Origin of the sequence: [Mycobacterium] stephanolepidis (genome assembly GCF_002356335.1) — a bacterium.
Classification (GTDB): Bacteria; Actinomycetota; Actinomycetes; order Mycobacteriales; family Mycobacteriaceae; genus Mycobacterium; species Mycobacterium stephanolepidis.
Genome location: NZ_AP018165.1, coordinates 3,999,818 through 4,014,567 on the forward strand (window position 1 = coordinate 3,999,818; position 14,750 = coordinate 4,014,567).

Consider the following 14,750-nt stretch of genomic DNA (forward strand, 5'->3'; position numbering starts at 1 on the left):
CGAATGACCGGCCTGGACGGCGTCTTTCGGCGGGAGTGGGGGCCAACGGTCGCCGCCATCGCACGGTGGTCGGGAGACCTCACCGTCGCCGAGGACGCCGTTCAGGAAGCATGCACCGATGCTGTGCGCACCTGGCCGCGCGACGGTGTACCCGACAATCCCGGCGGGTGGCTGCTCACGGCCGCACGGAACAGGGCACGCGACCGATTACGGCGCGAGACGCTGCGTCCGGGAAAGGAATTGGCCGCCGTGGTAGACGACATCACCGCCCGCACCGACGTCTCCGATCCCCAGCACGTGCCCGATGACGAGCTGCGGATGATGTTCACCTGCGCTCATCCCGCGCTCGAACGAGTCTCCCAGCTGGCCCTCACGCTGCGGCTGGTGTCGGGTCTGACGGTCGCGGAGATCGCCCGCGCACTCCTGCACAGCGAGGCCGCGATTGGTCAGCGAATTACCCGCGCCAAGGCCAAGATTCGCACGGCCAACATTCCCCTGCGGGTTCCGCCCGCCCAGCTGTTGCCCGAACGCACCCCGCATGTACTCAGCTGCATCTATTCGGTCTTCACCGAGGGCTACTGGTCCACGGGCGGCCCGTCGGCGATTCGCGACGAGCTCTGCGACGAAGGTGTGCGCCTGTCCGGCGAGCTGAGCAAGCTCATGCCGCAGGAACGAGAGGCCAACGCACTGGCCGCACTGGTACTGCTTCATGATTCACGACGCCTGGAACGCATGGATCGCGATGGCGCGCTGGTACCCCTGGACGAACAGGACCGTACCCGGTGGGATGGCGAGCGCATCGCCCGTGGATTGAGCCAGTTGCGGCGGGCCGCCGGCTCGACCGGCCCCTATCTTCCACAAGCGGTGATCGCCGCCCTGCACGCCACCGCACCCTCCTGGGAAGACACCGATTGGCATGCCATCTGCCAGGCCTACGACCGGCTCGCCCAGATGACGGGTTCACCGGTGGTACTGGTGAATCGGGCGTTGGCGATCGGCCTGCGCGATACCCCCGACGCAGGACTGGCCGCGCTGGAGAAGGTGGCCCACGATCCGCGTTTGGCGCGATCGAATCTGGCGGCCACCGTCCGCGCCGATCTGCTTCGGCGCGCCGGACGAAACGCCGACGCCGCACAGTGGTACCGAACAGCGTTGTCCACCAATGGTTCCGACCCAGGACGTGCATTCCTGCGCCGGCGGATAGCCGAGTGCGAAAGCTAGGGCAGCGGAGCCGACCACACCAACCGAGTGCCGCCGGTGTCCATCGCCGAGACGCTGAACGTGCCACCCGATTCCGCGGCCCGGTTGGCAAGCCCGCTCAGGCCGCTGCGCGCAACCACCTCCGGGATCCCGATGCCGTCATCCACCACCTGGACGACCAACTCATCGTCCACCGAAACCGTCACCGACAACTCCTTGGCGCGCGCATGCCGGACCACATTGCTCACGGCCTCGCGCACCACCGCCTCGGCATCACCGGAAGTGCTCGCGGGCACCACGTCCAGCGGCCCACTCATGCGCACCGATACCCTCAGGCCGGAATCAGCAGTGAGCTCGTTGATGGTGGAACGCAATGTGGCACGCAAGGATTCGTCGTTGGTGTGCAAATCGAAGATTGCGGTCCTGATCTCCTGAATCACCTCGTGTAGCTGGTCGATATGGTCGGCGAGGCGAGCCGCCACCGCCGGATCCGCAGATCGGCGATGCGTGCTCTGCATCGCCAGGCCGACCGCGAACAACCGCTGAATGACGTGATCGTGCAAGTCACGGGCAATACGATCGCGATCGGCCAGCACGTCGAGTTCATGTTTGGCCAGACGGACCTCGGCCTGTTCCAGCGCCAGCGCCGCTTGCCCCGCGAAGGAGGCCGCCATATCGAGCTGCTCCTCGTCAAAGACCACCGAGCTCACGGTGCGCAGCAAGATCAACACACCCGCCGTCGACTCCCCTCCGCCGAGTGGAAGCACCAGGGCCGGCCCGAATGCCAGGTCGGTGCCCGCAGCGAGGTCAACCGCGAGCCGGCCTACATTCCTTGGCTCGTGATCGACGAAGGTGCTCCCCGAGGTTGAACCGTCGATAGGGATTAGCTTCTCGCACAGCACCTCTGCGCCCTCACCAACGCACACCGACACCACCAGCTCGACGACGTCGTCGTTCGCGCCCACGGGTAGCGCGATGAACGCGAAGTCTGCCTCGGCGAGCAGGGCGGCATTGGCGGCCACCAGGTGCAGGGCCTTGCCCGGTTCCGCACCGCCGAGCAACTCGGCGGTGATGTGGGCGGTCGCACGCTGCCATTGCTCACGGCGGCGCGCGTGCTGATAGAGGCGGGCATTCTCGATCGCGATCCCCGCCGCCCCTGCGAGCGCGCGCACCACCACCTCGTCGTCCTCGGTGAACTCCTGCCCGTCCAGCTTCTCGGTGAGGTAGAGCCGACCGAATATCTCGCCGCGCACCTGGACGGGCACACCCAGAAAGGTCCGCATGGGCGGGTGGTTCGCCGGGAAACCGACAGAAGCCGGATGCGCCGCGATATCCCGCAGGCGCAGCGGCTTGGCTTCGTCGATCACCACACCGAGCACACCGTGGCCGGTGGGCAGCGGGCCGATCAGCTCGCGGGTGGCCTCGTCGATACCCTCGTAGACGAACTCCGCAAGCTTCTCGTCCGATCCCACCACACCGAGTGCGCCGTACCGGGCGCTGACGAGCTCCGATGCCGCACAGACGATTTCCCGCAGAGTTGCGTCCAGTTCCAGCCCCGAGCTGACGGCCATGACAGCGTCGAGAAGGGCATCCATGCGACCCCGCGTCCCATCGACTATCTGCTCGATTCGCCCGTGCACTTCTGCGAGCAATTCACGCAGTTGCAAATGGGCAAGCTCGGCCGTGACCCGATTGGGTTGCGCACCAACATCCTCGACCACAGTTGAACTCTCGCACACCTTGCTCCCCCGGTGAACACGAACCCGTCAGCCGTGCAGACCCTGGTTGTCACGTGCGAGCTTGGTGGCCAGCACGGCAACCTGCGTCCGGCGTTCAAGGTCCAGTTTGGTGAGCAGACGCGAGACATAATTCTTGACCGTCTTCTCCGCCAAGAACATTCGTTCCGCAATCTGACGGTTCGTGAGCCCCTCCCCAATCAATTCCAACAATGTGCGCTCCTGCGCGGTGAGCCCGGCCAGCGGCGACGGATTGTCTGCCGCCGCCCGCAGCTTGTTCATCAACGCGGCCGCGGCCCGGTTATCCAGCAGAGAGCGCCCCGCGCCTACCGTGCGGACCGCGGAGATCAGCTCCATCCCCTTGATGTCCTTGATGACGTAGCCGCCGGCCCCCGCCATGATCGCGTCGAGCATGGCGTGCTCGTCGGTAAATGAGGTGAGCATCAGACAGTTGAGATTCGGTAACTTGGAACGCAACTCGCGACACAGCTCAACCCCGTTGCCGTCGGGAAGACGAATGTCCAGCACCGCGATGTCTGGTTGAAGTGCCGGGATGCGTGCCATCGCCTCGGCCACCGAGGAAGCCTGCCCGATCACCGAGAAGTCCTCTTCCTCTTCGAGCAGATCGGCCAGACCGCGGCGTACCACCTCGTGGTCGTCGACCAGGAACACCGTGATCATGTCCGTTTCCCTTCCACCTGCTGCACCCAGTGTGGCACCGGCGACGGAATCCAGCAGCGGCATCACTACAGTCCACCCACGTATAGATCACCGATGTGCTTGTCGCTGTGCGATATCGCGTCCAGCAGATGACGGGCCGACACCGTACCCGCAGCGCGCCGCGAACCCGAGGACGCGGGCAGCTTCCTGCCGAACAGTGCCGCCGCCCGAACCAACGTTCCGACACTCACGCTGTCCTGGAGTGGGATAGAGCGCACCGACATGGCATTCCTTCCCGTCGTACCCCGTTGTTTCACGGTAGGACGCGAAGGATCTGGTCCGCTACGGTCTTTGGTCCCTACTCGCGACAAAACCCCCATTTCCTCCCTCGATATGAAGGGGAAATGGGGGCTTGTGCAGCTAATGTGCGCTGGAGGCTACTGGACCTCGAGGAAGTTCCGGGTGACGCTCGGATCAACCTGGATGCCGGGGCCCGTCGTGGTGGTGACCACAACCTTCTTCAGGTAGCGGCCCTTGGCCGACGAGGGCTTGGCACGCAGGATCTCATCCAGCACGGCACCGTAGTTCTCCGCCAGCTTCTCGGCATCGAACGAGGCCTTGCCGATGATCAGGTGAAGGTTCGAGTGCTTGTCGACGCGGAAGTTGATCTTGCCGCCCTTGATGTCGGTGACGGCCTTGGCCACGTCGGGGGTCACGGTGCCGGTCTTGGGGTTCGGCATCAAACCGCGCGGACCCAGGACACGAGCGATGCGGCCGACCTTGGCCATCTGATCCGGGGTGGCGATGGCTGCGTCGAACTCCAGCCAGCCGCCCTGGATCTTCTCGATCAGGTCGTCGCTACCGACAACGTCGGCACCGGCGGCGGCAGCCGCCTCGGCCTTGTCGCCCACCGCGAAGACGATGACGCGAGCGGTCTTACCGGTACCGTGCGGAAGGTTCACGGTGCCGCGGACCATCTGGTCAGCCTTGCGGGGGTCGACGCCGAGGCGCATCGCGACCTCAACAGTGGCGTCGTACTTCTTCGACGAGGTCTCCTTGGCCAGCTTTGCGGCTTCAAGAGGGCTGTACAGCTTCTCGCGGTCCACCTTTTCGGCGGCCTCGCGATATGCCTTGCTGTTCTTGCTCATTGGTATCCAATCAATTGTTGGTCGTGGTCGTGCAGGCCGAAGCGGGCCTTACCACTGGACTTCTGGTGTCGACTGTCGACTTTCTGCGCTGATTACTCGTACTTCTTCGCGAAAGGTCGACATTCGGCGGGTGGTTATTCGGTGCTATTCGACGGTGATGCCCATCGAGCGCGCGGTGCCGGCAATGATCTTGGCGGCGGCGTCGATGTCGTTGGCGTTGAGGTCTTCCTTCTTCGTCTCGGCGATCTCGCGCACCTGATCCCACGTCACCTTGGCGACCTTGGTCTTGTGCGGCTCACCGGAACCCTTGGGCACACCGGCAGCCTTCAACAGCAGCTTGGCGGCGGGAGGGGTCTTGAGTGCGAAGGTGAAGCTGCGGTCCTCGTAGACGCTGATCTCCACGGGGATGACGTTGCCGCGCTGCGACTCCGTCGCGGCGTTGTACGCCTTGCAGAACTCCATGATGTTGACGCCGTGCTGACCGAGCGCGGGACCGACCGGAGGCGCGGGGTTGGCTTCGCCGGCCTTGATCTGCAGCTTGATCAGCCCGACGACCTTTTTCTTCGGGGCCATTGGGTGTTTCCTTACTTTCCTTCCGTGTTCCGGCCGTTATTCGACCGGATGTTCTGCGGACCGTCACGCGGTCCGAAGCCTTGTTAGAGCTTCTCCACCTGGGTGAAGTTGAGCTCGACCGGGGTCTCGCGGCCGAAGATGGACACCAGCACCTTGAGGCGCTGCTGTTCGGCGTTGACCTCGCTGATGCTGGCGGGCAGCGTCGCAAACGGACCGTCGGTGACGGTGACCGACTCGCCGACCTCGAAGTCGACCTCGATGACCGGACGCTCCAGGCCACCGGTCTCGGCGGCTGCGGCTGAGGTCTCGGCTGCCGAACCCTTGGCGGGCTTCTTGGCGGGAGTCTGCGGCAGCAGGAACTTCACCACGTCATCGAGGGCCAACGGCGACGGACGCGAGGTCGCGCCGACAAACCCGGTGACACCGGGGGTGTTGCGGACAGCACCCCAGGACTCGTCGTTCAGTTCCATCCGGACCAGGATGTAGCCGGGCAGCACCTTGCGGTTGACCTGCTTACGCTGGCCGTTCTTGATCTCGGTGACCTCTTCGGTGGGCACCTCGATCTGGAAGATGTAGTCACCCACGTCCAGGTTCTGCACACGGGTCTGCAGGTTCGCCTTGACCTTGTTCTCGTATCCGGCGTACGAGTGAACGACGTACCACTCGCCCGGCTCGCGGCGCAGCTGGGCCTTCAACGTGGCGGCCGGGTCGGCATCCTCATCGGCCTCTGCCTCGGCAACCGGCGCATCCGAAGACGACTCCGTCGGCTCCTGAGCCGTCGCCTCGGTCTCGGTGCTCTCGTCGACTACGTCGACCGATACGGCGGTATCAGCGGTGTCTCCTGGCTCGCTCGCAGCGTCGCCATCGAAGGTCGTCACCGTTTGTCCTCTCTCGTCTCTCTACTACCCGAACACCAGCATGACCAGCCGGGCCAGGCCCAGGTCGATCACACCGATCAGGGTGACCATGAACACCAGGAAGACCAGCACCACCGAGGTATAGCTGACCATCTGCTTACGGTTCGGCCAGATGACCTTGCGCAACTCGGCCACAACCTGCTTGAGGAACACCCAAAGCTGGACGAGCGGATTGCGCGACAGTCCCGACTTGTCCTTCTTGGTGGCCGGTTTCCGACTGTTCTTCGCAGCCTTCTTCTTGACCTCACCGGTCTCGGAGCCACCTGATTCGGTGAGCTCCGTAGCCGCGGTCAAGACGTCAGCACGGCGGGTCCGCTTACCCGTCGGGCGAAGCGGCTTGGTCGAGGTGACGGCCCGGTCGCTGTCGACTCCGGACTCGTCTAGCTCGTCGCTCATGCCCTTCCGTACCTCTCTGTTTCCCTAGTGCTTACTCCAGGGTGTTGCAGGGGTGACAGGACTTGAACCTGCAACCTGCGGTTTTGGAGACCGCTGCTCTGCCAGTTGAGCTACACCCCTATGGCTGGCATGCCAACCCGGTGGCCGGGGCCTCACACAACACACGCGCCTCCCGAGTACCCGACAGGCGCGTTGTGGTGGGAAAACCCCGAATCTCGAGTGTACCCCGAGGCCATCCCCAGACTGAAATTGCCCACCGATCTATTCACAGAGGGGTGGGCCCCTTTCTCAGAGGAGCTTGATATCGGCCATCCGGTCCGAGTCGCGGCCCATCAGCGTGGTGAAGGCCTCCATGACCAGCTCGCCATTCTGATCGCGCACGATGTTGCGGGTTGTCACGATGTCCACGCCGAAGGCCTCCTTGTGGGAGTCGACCTGGAAGTCGCACGACAACTCATCACCCTCGGTGATGGGCTTGTGATAGACGAACTTCTGCTCGGAATGCACGATCTGCATGGTGTCCATACCGACGTCGTAGGTACGGAAGAATTCCTTCTGCACCAGCAGCGCCATCACCGCCGGGAAGGCCAGGGGCGCGATGAGGCCGTCGTGTCCGAGTTCGGCCGCTGCCTTCTGGTCGAGACTGGCCGGGTCCACAGCCTTGACCGACTGCGCGAACTCGCGGATCTTCTCCCGTCCCACCACATAGGTCCTGGAGTACTTGTGCGTCATTCCGACGATGTCGAGTTGAAGCGCCACGACTACGCCAGCGTCGCAGTCGCGATAGCGCGCCCGAAGATCTTCTTGCCGTTGGTGGTGGCGGTCAGCGCGATGGTCACCGATTTGGTGTCCTCGTCGACCGACTTCACGCGACCGTTGAAAACGATCTCCGCACCCACACCGTCGTTGGGAACGGTGACGAAGCTGGTGAAGCGCACGTTGTACTCGGTCACCGCCGCCGGGTCGCCGATCCACTCGGTGACATACCCGCCGCCCAGGCCCATGGTCAGCATGCCGTGCGCGATGGCGCCGTCCTCGAGTCCCACCAGCTTGGCGGTCTCGTCATCCCAGTGAATCGGGTTGAGGTCGCCGGACACACCGGCGTAGTTCACAAGATCCTGCCGGGTCAGCGGAATCAACTTCTCCGGCAGCTGATCTCCCACGTTGACCGAACTGAATTCACGCAATGCCATCAGTTGAACCCGCCTTCTTCTCCGTCTTCTGCAGTGCGCCCGGCAAGAGTCGTGATCAGCTCCTGCACCAGCTCACCCTTGTCATTGGTGATGAGGCTCTTGGTGACGATGATGTCGGCGCCGAACGAGCGCCGGATCGAGTCGAGGTACACATCGCAAGTCAGCTTGTCGCCCGCCGTGATCGGGCGCAGGGTCCTGAGTTCCTGGTCGACCTGGACGATCTTCTCGTCCTTGATCCCGATGTTCGCGTCCTCGAAGAAGGCTGCCTGAGCGGTGTATCCGAAGATGCAGAGAAAGGTCGGCGTAGCGACCAGCGAGCCGTAGCCGAGAGCCGCAGCAACAGCCTCTTCGTGATGAGCGGGGTGGTCGCTCTTCACCGCGTCGGCGTGCTCGCGAATCTTCTCCCGCTCGACCACATAGTGGTCGGGGTATCGGTAGTGCGTTCCGACGAGATCTTGCGATAAAGCCACGGGGCGGAACCTACCTACTGATGTTGATCGATACCAAGTAAGGCTTGCCTATTCGTGTCGCGTGTCAGCGACACGAGAACCACCGGCTAGCGCGACTCTTTGTGAGGCTGGTGCGATCCGCAGTTCGGGCAGAACTTCTTCAGTTCCAGCCGGTCAGGGTCGTTGCGCCGGTTCTTCTTGGTGATGTAGTTACGGTGCTTGCACGTCTCACATGCCAAGGTGACCTTGGGCCGGACGTCTGTGCTGGAGGCCACTGCAGTTGCCCTCTTTCGTTCGTTGTCTCTATGTTCGGGTGGTAGCGGTGGGGAGGCTCGATCTCCCGACCTCACGATTATGAGTCGTGCGCTCTAACCAGCTGAGCTACACCGCCCCGCAGACAGAGCCGGCGTTTCCGCCTGCCGTCTACCGAGCCCCCTAACGGAATCGAACCGTTGACCTTTTCCTTACCATGGAAACGCTCTACCGACTGAGCTAAGGGGGCATAAAGCCCTCACGAGGGTACCCGTTGACGTCGGCGGAACCAAAACGGCTCTACCGGGGCACGGACCCGTCTACTTTCGGTCGCGGATCACCCGTGTGGGAGACATCAATGCGGGTATCCGGGGGCCATGAGTGAACCAGGCCTGATCATCGTCGGCAGTGGCCCGGCAGGCGTCGCGGCAGCGGAGTCATTCCGCGAGCACAACGCGAGCGCACCGGTGCAGATACTCACCACAGACCCCGACTCCCCCTATGAACGCCCGCCGCTGAGCAAGCAGTATCTGCGGAGACAGACAGATGACGTCATCCTGCATCCCCCGTCTTGGTATGACGAGCGTGCGATCGAACTGATCAGCAGTACAGCGATAGACCGCATCGACGTCGATGACCGTGCCGTGTACGCGGGCGAGCGGCGCTATGACTTCCGCAGCCTCATCCTTGCGTCCGGCGCGGCACCCTCCCCCTGTCTGTACCGGGCGCGCACCACGCCCTGCTGTTGCGCTCATTGACCGACGCCACCGTGCTGCGGGACGCAGCGGACACCGCTGACTCCGCGGTCGTTGTCGGCGCTGGGTTCACCGGCTGCGAAGCCGCGGCATCCCTGGCGCTACGCGGTGTGTCGGTGACTTTGGTGGCGCCCGAATCCCTTCCTCAAGAAGCGCGGCTCGGCAGAGAGGCCGGCGAGCGTCTGCGCGACCTGGTGACCGCGGCGGGGGTGCATTACATCGGCGGGGTGGAGGTCGAGGAAATCACCGGGAAGGGCGTAAGGCTCAACAGTGGTGTCACCGTCGATGGCAATCTCACGCTGGCCGCCACGGGTGTCACGCCACAGAGCAGTCTGGCCGCTAAAGCCGTTATACGGGTGGAGGATTCGCGAATCGTCGTTGGCTCCGATATGCGCACGTCCGCGAGCGGCGTCTACGCCGCCGGAGATGTCGCCCGTGCATGGAACGCCATCGCCGGGCGATATCTGACGGTCGAACACTGGCAGGACGCGATCGACCAGGGCTCGGTTGCGGGAGCCCGCGCTGCGGGCCATGAGGCCGCATGGGATGCGGTACCGGGGTTTTGGACCACCATTGGCGAGGCCACGGTGAAGTACCACGCCTGGGGCGAGGGCTACGAAGACAGCCGGATGATCAGTAGCACCGAGGGATTCACCGTTTGGTACGAAGCCAACGCTACGACGGTCGGGGTGCTTACCTACAACGCCGACGATGATTACGAACTCGGCAGACAACTCATCGCCGAGGGTCGGCCCGCACCGACGGCCGCCAGGTGATCTCACCGGGCGCGGCTCAATGGTTGCGCAGCTTGCCGATCAGTTCGCTCTTGGCCAGCCGCGAATAGCCCGACAATCCAAGTTCCTTGGCGCGCTTGCGAAGCTCGACCACGGTCCAGTCATCGTAGGAACCCGACTTACCGCCCTTGCGCCCTACCGCGGAGCTCCCACGGGCAGCAGCCGCATTGGAGATCCTTGCCGACTTTTCCTTGGAATCACCTTGTTTCCGTAGTTCCTTGTACATTTTCTCGTTCTTGATCGACGAGTTCGGCACAACATTCACCTCCGTAGTAGAACCATGTCCGGTAGGCGATTCCCCCTCACCAGAAGTCCTAAACCTGCAACCGACTACACCTCGGAGCGCACGCACGACAGCGGCCCGTCCCCTCGCCGGGAACGGGCCGCCCTCGATCGGTGGTTACCGTTGGGCTTCTTCGCGTGCCTCATTGGCGTCCGCGGCTTTACGCGCGGCTTCAGCCTCCGCTTCCTTCTTCGCGGCCTCACGCTGGGAATCGGCTTTGTCCTGCTGTGCCTGGCCCTCGCGCTTGAGGTCGTCGCGGCCCGTTACCGCACCGGCGACTTCCTTGATCTTGCCCTTTGCGCCCTCGACGACGCCCTCGATACCTTCTTCGGGACCACTCTTGTCTGACATACATTTCCTTTCATCTTGTCGCCACGTATGCACGCGGCAGTCGGTATTCGCCACCCCCACTTGCGGGCTTCCCATATCCAGTCGCCTTAAACCGCAAGGGAAATAACCTTCAACACATGCGGGAGCGATCCGCGGCACGGGCCGTGCCCGTCACTTGACCGGCGCCTTCTTTTTGGCCTGAGCCGCAGCCTCCTTCTCGGTGCTCGCGTCTCCGCCGGCTAGCTGACCGCCGGAGTTCTCCAGATGCGCACGCACGAACCATTGGAATTTCTCGAGTTCGCCGGCGTGGCCAATCAGCAAGTCCTGCGACACGAGGTCCAGATCGTCGAGTGTCTTGATCGCGGTACGGGTGTCCGCGATCACACCGTCGTATACCAAGTTCAGTGCCGCCAAATGAGCCTGCACCGTGTCGCGGCCCACCGAATAGTCGTCCCAGGTGCGGTCTTTCAAGATGGCACCGGGCGTTCCTTGCGGGGACCTGCCCAACGCGGCGACGCGCTCGGCGACTTCATCGGCGTAGCCACGTACCAGATCGACCTGCGGATCCAGCATCTCGTGCACCCCGATGAAGCTGGGGCCCACTACATTCCAGTGCACATGTTTCAACGTGAGGTGCAGGTCGTTATAGGTGCTGAGCTGTGTTTGCAGCAGATCGGCGATCTTCCTACCCTGCACATCGGAAAGCCCAGGGATAGTGAACGTGGTCATAATCAGCTCCTTCGCTATGTGGCGTCAGAACAGGACTACCCACCGGATGCCAGAACCAAACAGAACCTCTTCCGAGCTTTCCCATCGACAATCGTGATCCGGCCCGACAGCATCAATGGCAACTACGAGCCCGCCCCCGGCACCCCGGTTGCCGCCGCGACCAATGGCACCTGGCCAACTACGAACACGTCAATGGCGACATCGTCGTCACGGTAACCCGCGGCCTGGTGCAGCCCGGCGGTTGCACCGATCAGCCGGTTCGCCTCATCGCCCGTCAACGGATATTCGGCCACCGCATGACGCCAATGCGCGGCCAGGACGGTCGTTCCTTCCCGCATCTGCCCCAGCTCACGGTCCAGCACCTCACGCAACATGGCGGCGTCGAGGTAGTAGGCAACCTCCGACAGCACCACTAGATCGAAATCATCTGCAGGCCAATCCGAATCCAATGACTGCCGATGAAAGCTCACCCGATCCGATAGGCCACACCGAGCGATACGCGCACGAGCGGAATCGAGCGCCGAATCCACTAGGTCGATCGCGGTGACCCGTTCGCTGCGCGCCGCCAACTGCTCGGTGAGTATCCCCACGGAGCACCCGGGTTCGAAGACATGGCGATAGCGCAGCTTGGGCAGCATCGCCATCGTGATCGCGTACTTCCTCTGTTCATACCAACGCTGTGCGAGCTGCCACGGGTCGTCGGATATGGCGTACATCTCGTCGAAGAAGTTGTCCGGTAGCCGCCCCATCAGCGAAACACCGCCTCGCCAAGGGTGAGGAGCCGATTCACGACGTGCGGCGGCAGTATCGCCTCCGCATCCGGCCACCGAGGACGCAGCTGTGTCTGGAACACATTGGTAGCCTGCCGTTTTAAACCATCCGCTGCGTGGTCACGGGGTATCATGTGCATCCGGTGCCATGGCACCGCATCGTCGCCCGGCACGGCCCAATGCCACATCCAGACCGGGTACTCCAGCAGCGGCGCACCGGTGCGCCGCGCTGCGGCGGCAGATGCCCGCCCGACGGCCTCATGGTCAGGGTGACCATCGCCACGCCACGTGGCAGCGCACCAGGCCCCGGGCGGGGCAGCATCGAGAATCTCTACGAGACAGCCGCTCATTTCATCTTCCCTCTCGGCGAGAGCACCATCGGCCAGGCCCAGCCTTACCGGCGGATCGAGACCAAGAATATTTGTAGCGCAGAGTAATTCGGCATGACGATCCCGCTCCAGCCAAGAGCGTTCCCTGGGCGACAAGTCCGGATACGCGCCGCCGCCATCGCTCACCGACACGACGACGACATCGACTCCGCGTGCGCGTAGCATGGACGCGGCACACCCGAATCCCAATGTCTCGTCATCGGGATGCGGCGCGACCAGGACAAGGAACGGACATTCGTCCAGATCCAGGCCCGGAAATTCACGCGGCCACGCGAGCCACTCCGCAAGGGGCGTACCGCCGGACGATATCGGCCGTTCGGCAAGCCGCTCACTGTTACCGGCGTTGGCAACACTCATCGGGCCACCGCCCTGCCCAAGGCCGCGAGATCACGCTCGGCATGACTCTGCCGGACGTACATGGTGAGATCGGCAACATGCTGGGCATGCCTGGCATCGAGCGCCAATGGCCCGGGCCCCAACGCCCGGCCAGTGCGCACGATCGCCTGGTCCACCGCATGCTCCACAACAGCTCTGACACGGCGCGTGATGAGTTCGGTACGTTCGCTACGAGGTTCGGCGTCGACATAGGCGGCGGCTGTCACGAGAATGGCCTCGGCCGCTGCGAGCGCCGCATCCACCGCACCGAGGTGAGCTTGTGCGTGGGGATCACCGGAAGACCCGCGATGCCCCTCGGCGACGGCCCGGTAGAGGGGTGCGGCCACACCGCGTGCCCCGCCGAGCCAGCAGGCCGCCACACCCATGGCGCCGTGCCAGAAGCCCGGCCGGTCCAGGTACTGCCCAGGTTCCCCAACGGGTACACCGATTGCGCCACTTAATTGCACTGAACGCGTGTCACTTTCCCGCATTCCCGCGTTCTGCCAAATCGGTGGCAGCACGGTCGCCTCAGGCTGGCTCAGGTCAACGGCATAGAGCCCCCGCGCGTTGTCCTCTCTTCTCGCAGAGATGAGAGCGTGAGTGCACGAACCGGCACCCGAACACCATGCCTTCGTCCCATCCAGTACGCAGTCACCGCCTCTCTGCGCGACGGTGACCATCGTGTTCGGTGCCTCGGCCGCCCACACACCCCACAGCTGTTCCTGGCCGGGAACAGGGCCATCGAGTTCACAGAGGATCGCCATGGCATCGCAGTGCGCTTCGGCAAGCCGCCCAGCGGCCACGTCGTGTTGAGTCAGCGCGGCAAGCTTCCACCATCGCGCGGCGGTGTGTCCGGCTCCCGGCATCGGGAGTGCCAGCTCACCGGCGTGCAGCCACCGGCGCACGAGATCGGCCGTCATCCCGCACCCTCGCGGCGTGAGAAGGACCGCAGATACGCCGCGAATCCCTCGGGGGCTCTTCCGACGAGGCGGGCCGACGTCTCGACCGATAGCGCCTCATCACGGTGTATCCGGTAGTTCCTCAGTTCGAATCGCTGAGCAAGATCGACGTCTTCTCCGCTGCCGATGGCCGCGAATCCGCCTTCTTTCCAATATTTGTCAGCGCGAAAACCCATGTTCGCACCGTGCACGTGGCCGTGGCCGTCCGGCTTGCGCTTCGCGCGGTACGCATTCACATAGCGGCGCACCACACCTGCCGGTGTCTGCCGCCAGTTGTCCACGCGAACAACCCCGAGCACCATGTCCGCTCCCGAATCCGTCTGGCGCACCAGCCAATCGGCATCAACCCGGCTGTCGGCATCGGTGGTGGCCTACCACACCCGATGCTGCGCCGAGGCCGCTACCGCGCACACCGTCTGCGAATACGCGAAGCCGGCCGCTCTGGCGGCCCCGACATTACGAGCCTGGACCTCGATGAAATGCACATCGGAGCAGTACTTCCCCGCCAATCGCATGCTTTCGTCATCGCAGTCGTCCAGAACGACGACCGTCAGGGTCGGCGCCGGAAAGCACGCCGCCGCAGTCACCACCGCATTGAGGCAGCTCGGCAGATTGTCGACTTCATTATGTGCGGGCACCACCACGACCGCCCGCTCGTATGCGATGGCGCGGCCCGGCTGTTCGCCCAGACCCGAACGATCCAGTGGAACAGTCACCGACACAGTCGGTCCTGAAATGCGATGACGGACATTACTTCTCCTCGTAGGCTGAATCGGCCAGAGCAGCCCGGGCCTCACCCCTCCGACTGTCTGCTCGTCGGTGTACCCGTTCTGACGCGGTTC

At 63.8% G+C, this 14,750-nt stretch carries 22 protein-coding genes and 3 tRNA genes; 3 read left to right on the forward strand and 22 right to left on the reverse strand.

The genetic code is table 11. The annotated features are described in order from the left end of the window. Nucleotides 1-3: 3 nt before the first annotated feature. Entirely contained in the window at nucleotides 4-1,221 is a 1,218-nt protein-coding gene (locus MSTE_RS19905) for an RNA polymerase sigma factor (RefSeq protein ID WP_096503811.1), read from the forward strand. On the opposite strand, the gene MSTE_RS19910 is transcribed toward MSTE_RS19905, so the two are convergent. From MSTE_RS19910 to MSTE_RS19975, 14 genes are all read right to left on the reverse strand, one after another. Continuing rightward, nucleotides 1,218-2,921 carry a sensor histidine kinase gene (locus tag MSTE_RS19910; RefSeq protein WP_096503813.1) on the reverse strand — a complete coding sequence of 568 codons (1,704 nt, stop codon included), beginning with the start codon at nucleotides 2,919-2,921 and terminating at the stop codon, nucleotides 1,218-1,220. The two genes, MSTE_RS19905 and MSTE_RS19910, sit on opposite strands and share 4 nt — an antisense overlap. 45 nt (nucleotides 2,922-2,966) lie before the next feature. Next, nucleotides 2,967-3,617 (reverse strand): response regulator transcription factor, encoded by a 651-nt coding sequence (locus tag MSTE_RS19915; protein ID WP_030096619.1) that lies wholly within the window; start codon nucleotides 3,615-3,617, stop codon nucleotides 2,967-2,969. 65 nt (nucleotides 3,618-3,682) lie between these two features. Continuing rightward, on the reverse strand, nucleotides 3,683-3,880 hold the full coding sequence (locus MSTE_RS19920) for a hypothetical protein (protein WP_096503815.1): 198 nt from the start codon (nucleotides 3,878-3,880) through the stop codon (nucleotides 3,683-3,685). A gap of 153 nt (nucleotides 3,881-4,033) precedes the next feature. After that, a complete protein-coding gene (gene rplA / locus MSTE_RS19925; protein WP_096503817.1) occupies nucleotides 4,034-4,744 on the reverse strand; it encodes a 50S ribosomal protein L1 in 711 nt (236 codons plus the stop codon). 144 nt (nucleotides 4,745-4,888) lie between these two features. Beyond that, the gene (gene rplK / locus MSTE_RS19930; protein ID WP_070909331.1) at nucleotides 4,889-5,317 is read right to left on the reverse strand and encodes a 50S ribosomal protein L11; all 429 of its coding nucleotides are present in this window, start codon (nucleotides 5,315-5,317) and stop codon (nucleotides 4,889-4,891) included. 83 nt (nucleotides 5,318-5,400) lie between these two features. Next, complete coding sequence (gene nusG, locus MSTE_RS19935) at nucleotides 5,401-6,195, reverse strand: transcription termination/antitermination protein NusG (protein WP_096503819.1); 795 nt, start codon at nucleotides 6,193-6,195, stop codon at nucleotides 5,401-5,403. Between the two features lie 24 nt (nucleotides 6,196-6,219). After that, nucleotides 6,220-6,630 (reverse strand): preprotein translocase subunit SecE, encoded by a 411-nt coding sequence (gene secE / locus MSTE_RS19940; protein WP_096503821.1) that lies wholly within the window; start codon nucleotides 6,628-6,630, stop codon nucleotides 6,220-6,222. 47 nt (nucleotides 6,631-6,677) lie between these two features. Continuing rightward, nucleotides 6,678-6,750, reverse strand: a tRNA-Trp gene (locus MSTE_RS19945). A gap of 168 nt (nucleotides 6,751-6,918) precedes the next feature. Next, nucleotides 6,919-7,389 (reverse strand): FAS1-like dehydratase domain-containing protein, encoded by a 471-nt coding sequence (locus MSTE_RS19950; protein WP_096503823.1) that lies wholly within the window; start codon nucleotides 7,387-7,389, stop codon nucleotides 6,919-6,921. A gap of 2 nt (nucleotides 7,390-7,391) precedes the next feature. Further along, the gene (gene hadB / locus MSTE_RS19955) at nucleotides 7,392-7,823 is read right to left on the reverse strand and encodes a (3R)-hydroxyacyl-ACP dehydratase subunit HadB (RefSeq protein ID WP_096503825.1); all 432 of its coding nucleotides are present in this window, start codon (nucleotides 7,821-7,823) and stop codon (nucleotides 7,392-7,394) included. Further along, nucleotides 7,823-8,293, reverse strand: coding sequence for a (3R)-hydroxyacyl-ACP dehydratase subunit HadA (hadA, locus tag MSTE_RS19960; RefSeq protein ID WP_096503827.1), 471 nt, complete (start codon nucleotides 8,291-8,293; stop codon nucleotides 7,823-7,825). Before hadA ends, hadB begins: the two co-directional genes overlap by 1 nt. A gap of 86 nt (nucleotides 8,294-8,379) precedes the next feature. After that, nucleotides 8,380-8,547 carry a 50S ribosomal protein L33 gene (gene rpmG / locus MSTE_RS19965; protein ID WP_030096611.1) on the reverse strand — a complete coding sequence of 56 codons (168 nt, stop codon included), beginning with the start codon at nucleotides 8,545-8,547 and terminating at the stop codon, nucleotides 8,380-8,382. Nucleotides 8,548-8,586: 39 nt separating this feature from the next. Then, nucleotides 8,587-8,663: transfer RNA gene (locus MSTE_RS19970), tRNA-Met, on the reverse strand. 38 nt (nucleotides 8,664-8,701) lie between these two features. Continuing rightward, nucleotides 8,702-8,774: transfer RNA gene (locus tag MSTE_RS19975), tRNA-Thr, on the reverse strand. Between the two features lie 127 nt (nucleotides 8,775-8,901). Here MSTE_RS19975 and MSTE_RS25600 point away from each other — a divergent pair. Continuing rightward, the gene (locus MSTE_RS25600; protein ID WP_231896928.1) at nucleotides 8,902-9,282 is read left to right on the forward strand and encodes an FAD-dependent oxidoreductase; all 381 of its coding nucleotides are present in this window, start codon (nucleotides 8,902-8,904) and stop codon (nucleotides 9,280-9,282) included. Next, nucleotides 9,279-10,055, forward strand: a complete 777-nt coding sequence (locus tag MSTE_RS19980) for an FAD-dependent oxidoreductase (RefSeq protein WP_231896929.1) — start codon at nucleotides 9,279-9,281, stop codon at nucleotides 10,053-10,055. The genes MSTE_RS25600 and MSTE_RS19980 overlap by 4 nt, the downstream gene beginning before the upstream one ends. Nucleotides 10,056-10,071: 16 nt before the next feature. Here the strand turns inward: MSTE_RS19980 and MSTE_RS19985 are convergent, their stop codons facing one another. The 8 genes from MSTE_RS19985 to MSTE_RS25750 all read right to left on the reverse strand — a co-directional run bounded on the left by MSTE_RS19985 (nucleotide 10,072) and on the right by MSTE_RS25750 (nucleotide 14,624). Next, nucleotides 10,072-10,329, reverse strand: coding sequence for a DUF7218 family protein (locus MSTE_RS19985; RefSeq protein ID WP_030096609.1), 258 nt, complete (start codon nucleotides 10,327-10,329; stop codon nucleotides 10,072-10,074). Between the two features lie 144 nt (nucleotides 10,330-10,473). Beyond that, nucleotides 10,474-10,707 (reverse strand): microaggregate-binding protein 1, encoded by a 234-nt coding sequence (gene mbp1, locus MSTE_RS19990; RefSeq protein WP_030096608.1) that lies wholly within the window; start codon nucleotides 10,705-10,707, stop codon nucleotides 10,474-10,476. A gap of 150 nt (nucleotides 10,708-10,857) precedes the next feature. Next, nucleotides 10,858-11,415 (reverse strand): Dps family protein, encoded by a 558-nt coding sequence (locus MSTE_RS19995; protein ID WP_096503829.1) that lies wholly within the window; start codon nucleotides 11,413-11,415, stop codon nucleotides 10,858-10,860. A 122-nt stretch (nucleotides 11,416-11,537) separates the two neighbouring features. After that, a complete protein-coding gene (locus MSTE_RS20000) occupies nucleotides 11,538-12,164 on the reverse strand; it encodes an SAM-dependent methyltransferase (RefSeq protein ID WP_096503831.1) in 627 nt (208 codons plus the stop codon). Next, nucleotides 12,164-12,931 (reverse strand): PIG-L deacetylase family protein, encoded by a 768-nt coding sequence (locus MSTE_RS20005; RefSeq protein ID WP_096503833.1) that lies wholly within the window; start codon nucleotides 12,929-12,931, stop codon nucleotides 12,164-12,166. The genes MSTE_RS20000 and MSTE_RS20005 overlap by 1 nt, the downstream gene beginning before the upstream one ends. Further along, entirely contained in the window at nucleotides 12,928-13,869 is a 942-nt protein-coding gene (locus MSTE_RS20010) for an acyl-CoA dehydrogenase family protein (protein WP_096503835.1), read from the reverse strand. Before MSTE_RS20010 ends, MSTE_RS20005 begins: the two co-directional genes overlap by 4 nt. Then, the gene (locus MSTE_RS25745; protein ID WP_331712824.1) at nucleotides 13,866-14,210 is read right to left on the reverse strand and encodes a glycosyltransferase family 2 protein; all 345 of its coding nucleotides are present in this window, start codon (nucleotides 14,208-14,210) and stop codon (nucleotides 13,866-13,868) included. The genes MSTE_RS20010 and MSTE_RS25745 overlap by 4 nt, the downstream gene beginning before the upstream one ends. Before the next feature lie 69 nt (nucleotides 14,211-14,279). After that, complete coding sequence (locus MSTE_RS25750; protein ID WP_331712825.1) at nucleotides 14,280-14,624, reverse strand: glycosyltransferase; 345 nt, start codon at nucleotides 14,622-14,624, stop codon at nucleotides 14,280-14,282. Between the last annotated feature and the right edge of the window lie 126 nt (nucleotides 14,625-14,750).

Bases quoted from the DNA above. Each gene is read 5' to 3' on its own strand.
- MSTE_RS19905 (WP_096503811.1), top strand. From the start codon at position 4: ATGACCGGCCTGGACGGCGTCTTTCGGCGGGAGTGGGGGCCAACGGTC.
- MSTE_RS19915 (WP_030096619.1), bottom strand. From the start codon at position 3,617: ATGATCACGGTGTTCCTGGTCGACGACCACGAGGTGGTACGCCGCGGT.
- MSTE_RS19920 (WP_096503815.1), bottom strand. From the start codon at position 3,880: ATGTCGGTGCGCTCTATCCCACTCCAGGACAGCGTGAGTGTCGGAACG.
- rplA (WP_096503817.1), bottom strand. From the start codon at position 4,744: ATGAGCAAGAACAGCAAGGCATATCGCGAGGCCGCCGAAAAGGTGGAC.
- rplK (WP_070909331.1), bottom strand. From the start codon at position 5,317: ATGGCCCCGAAGAAAAAGGTCGTCGGGCTGATCAAGCTGCAGATCAAG.
- secE (WP_096503821.1), bottom strand. From the start codon at position 6,630: ATGAGCGACGAGCTAGACGAGTCCGGAGTCGACAGCGACCGGGCCGTC.
- hadB (WP_096503825.1), bottom strand. From the start codon at position 7,823: ATGGCATTGCGTGAATTCAGTTCGGTCAACGTGGGAGATCAGCTGCCG.
- MSTE_RS25600 (WP_231896928.1), top strand. From the start codon at position 8,902: ATGAGTGAACCAGGCCTGATCATCGTCGGCAGTGGCCCGGCAGGCGTC.
- mbp1 (WP_030096608.1), bottom strand. From the start codon at position 10,707: ATGTCAGACAAGAGTGGTCCCGAAGAAGGTATCGAGGGCGTCGTCGAG.
- MSTE_RS19995 (WP_096503829.1), bottom strand. From the start codon at position 11,415: ATGACCACGTTCACTATCCCTGGGCTTTCCGATGTGCAGGGTAGGAAG.
- MSTE_RS20000 (WP_096503831.1), bottom strand. From the start codon at position 12,164: ATGGGGCGGCTACCGGACAACTTCTTCGACGAGATGTACGCCATATCC.
- MSTE_RS20005 (WP_096503833.1), bottom strand. From the start codon at position 12,931: ATGAGTGTTGCCAACGCCGGTAACAGTGAGCGGCTTGCCGAACGGCCG.
- MSTE_RS20010 (WP_096503835.1), bottom strand. From the start codon at position 13,869: ATGACGGCCGATCTCGTGCGCCGGTGGCTGCACGCCGGTGAGCTGGCA.
- MSTE_RS25745 (WP_331712824.1), bottom strand. From the start codon at position 14,210: ATGGTGCTCGGGGTTGTTCGCGTGGACAACTGGCGGCAGACACCGGCA.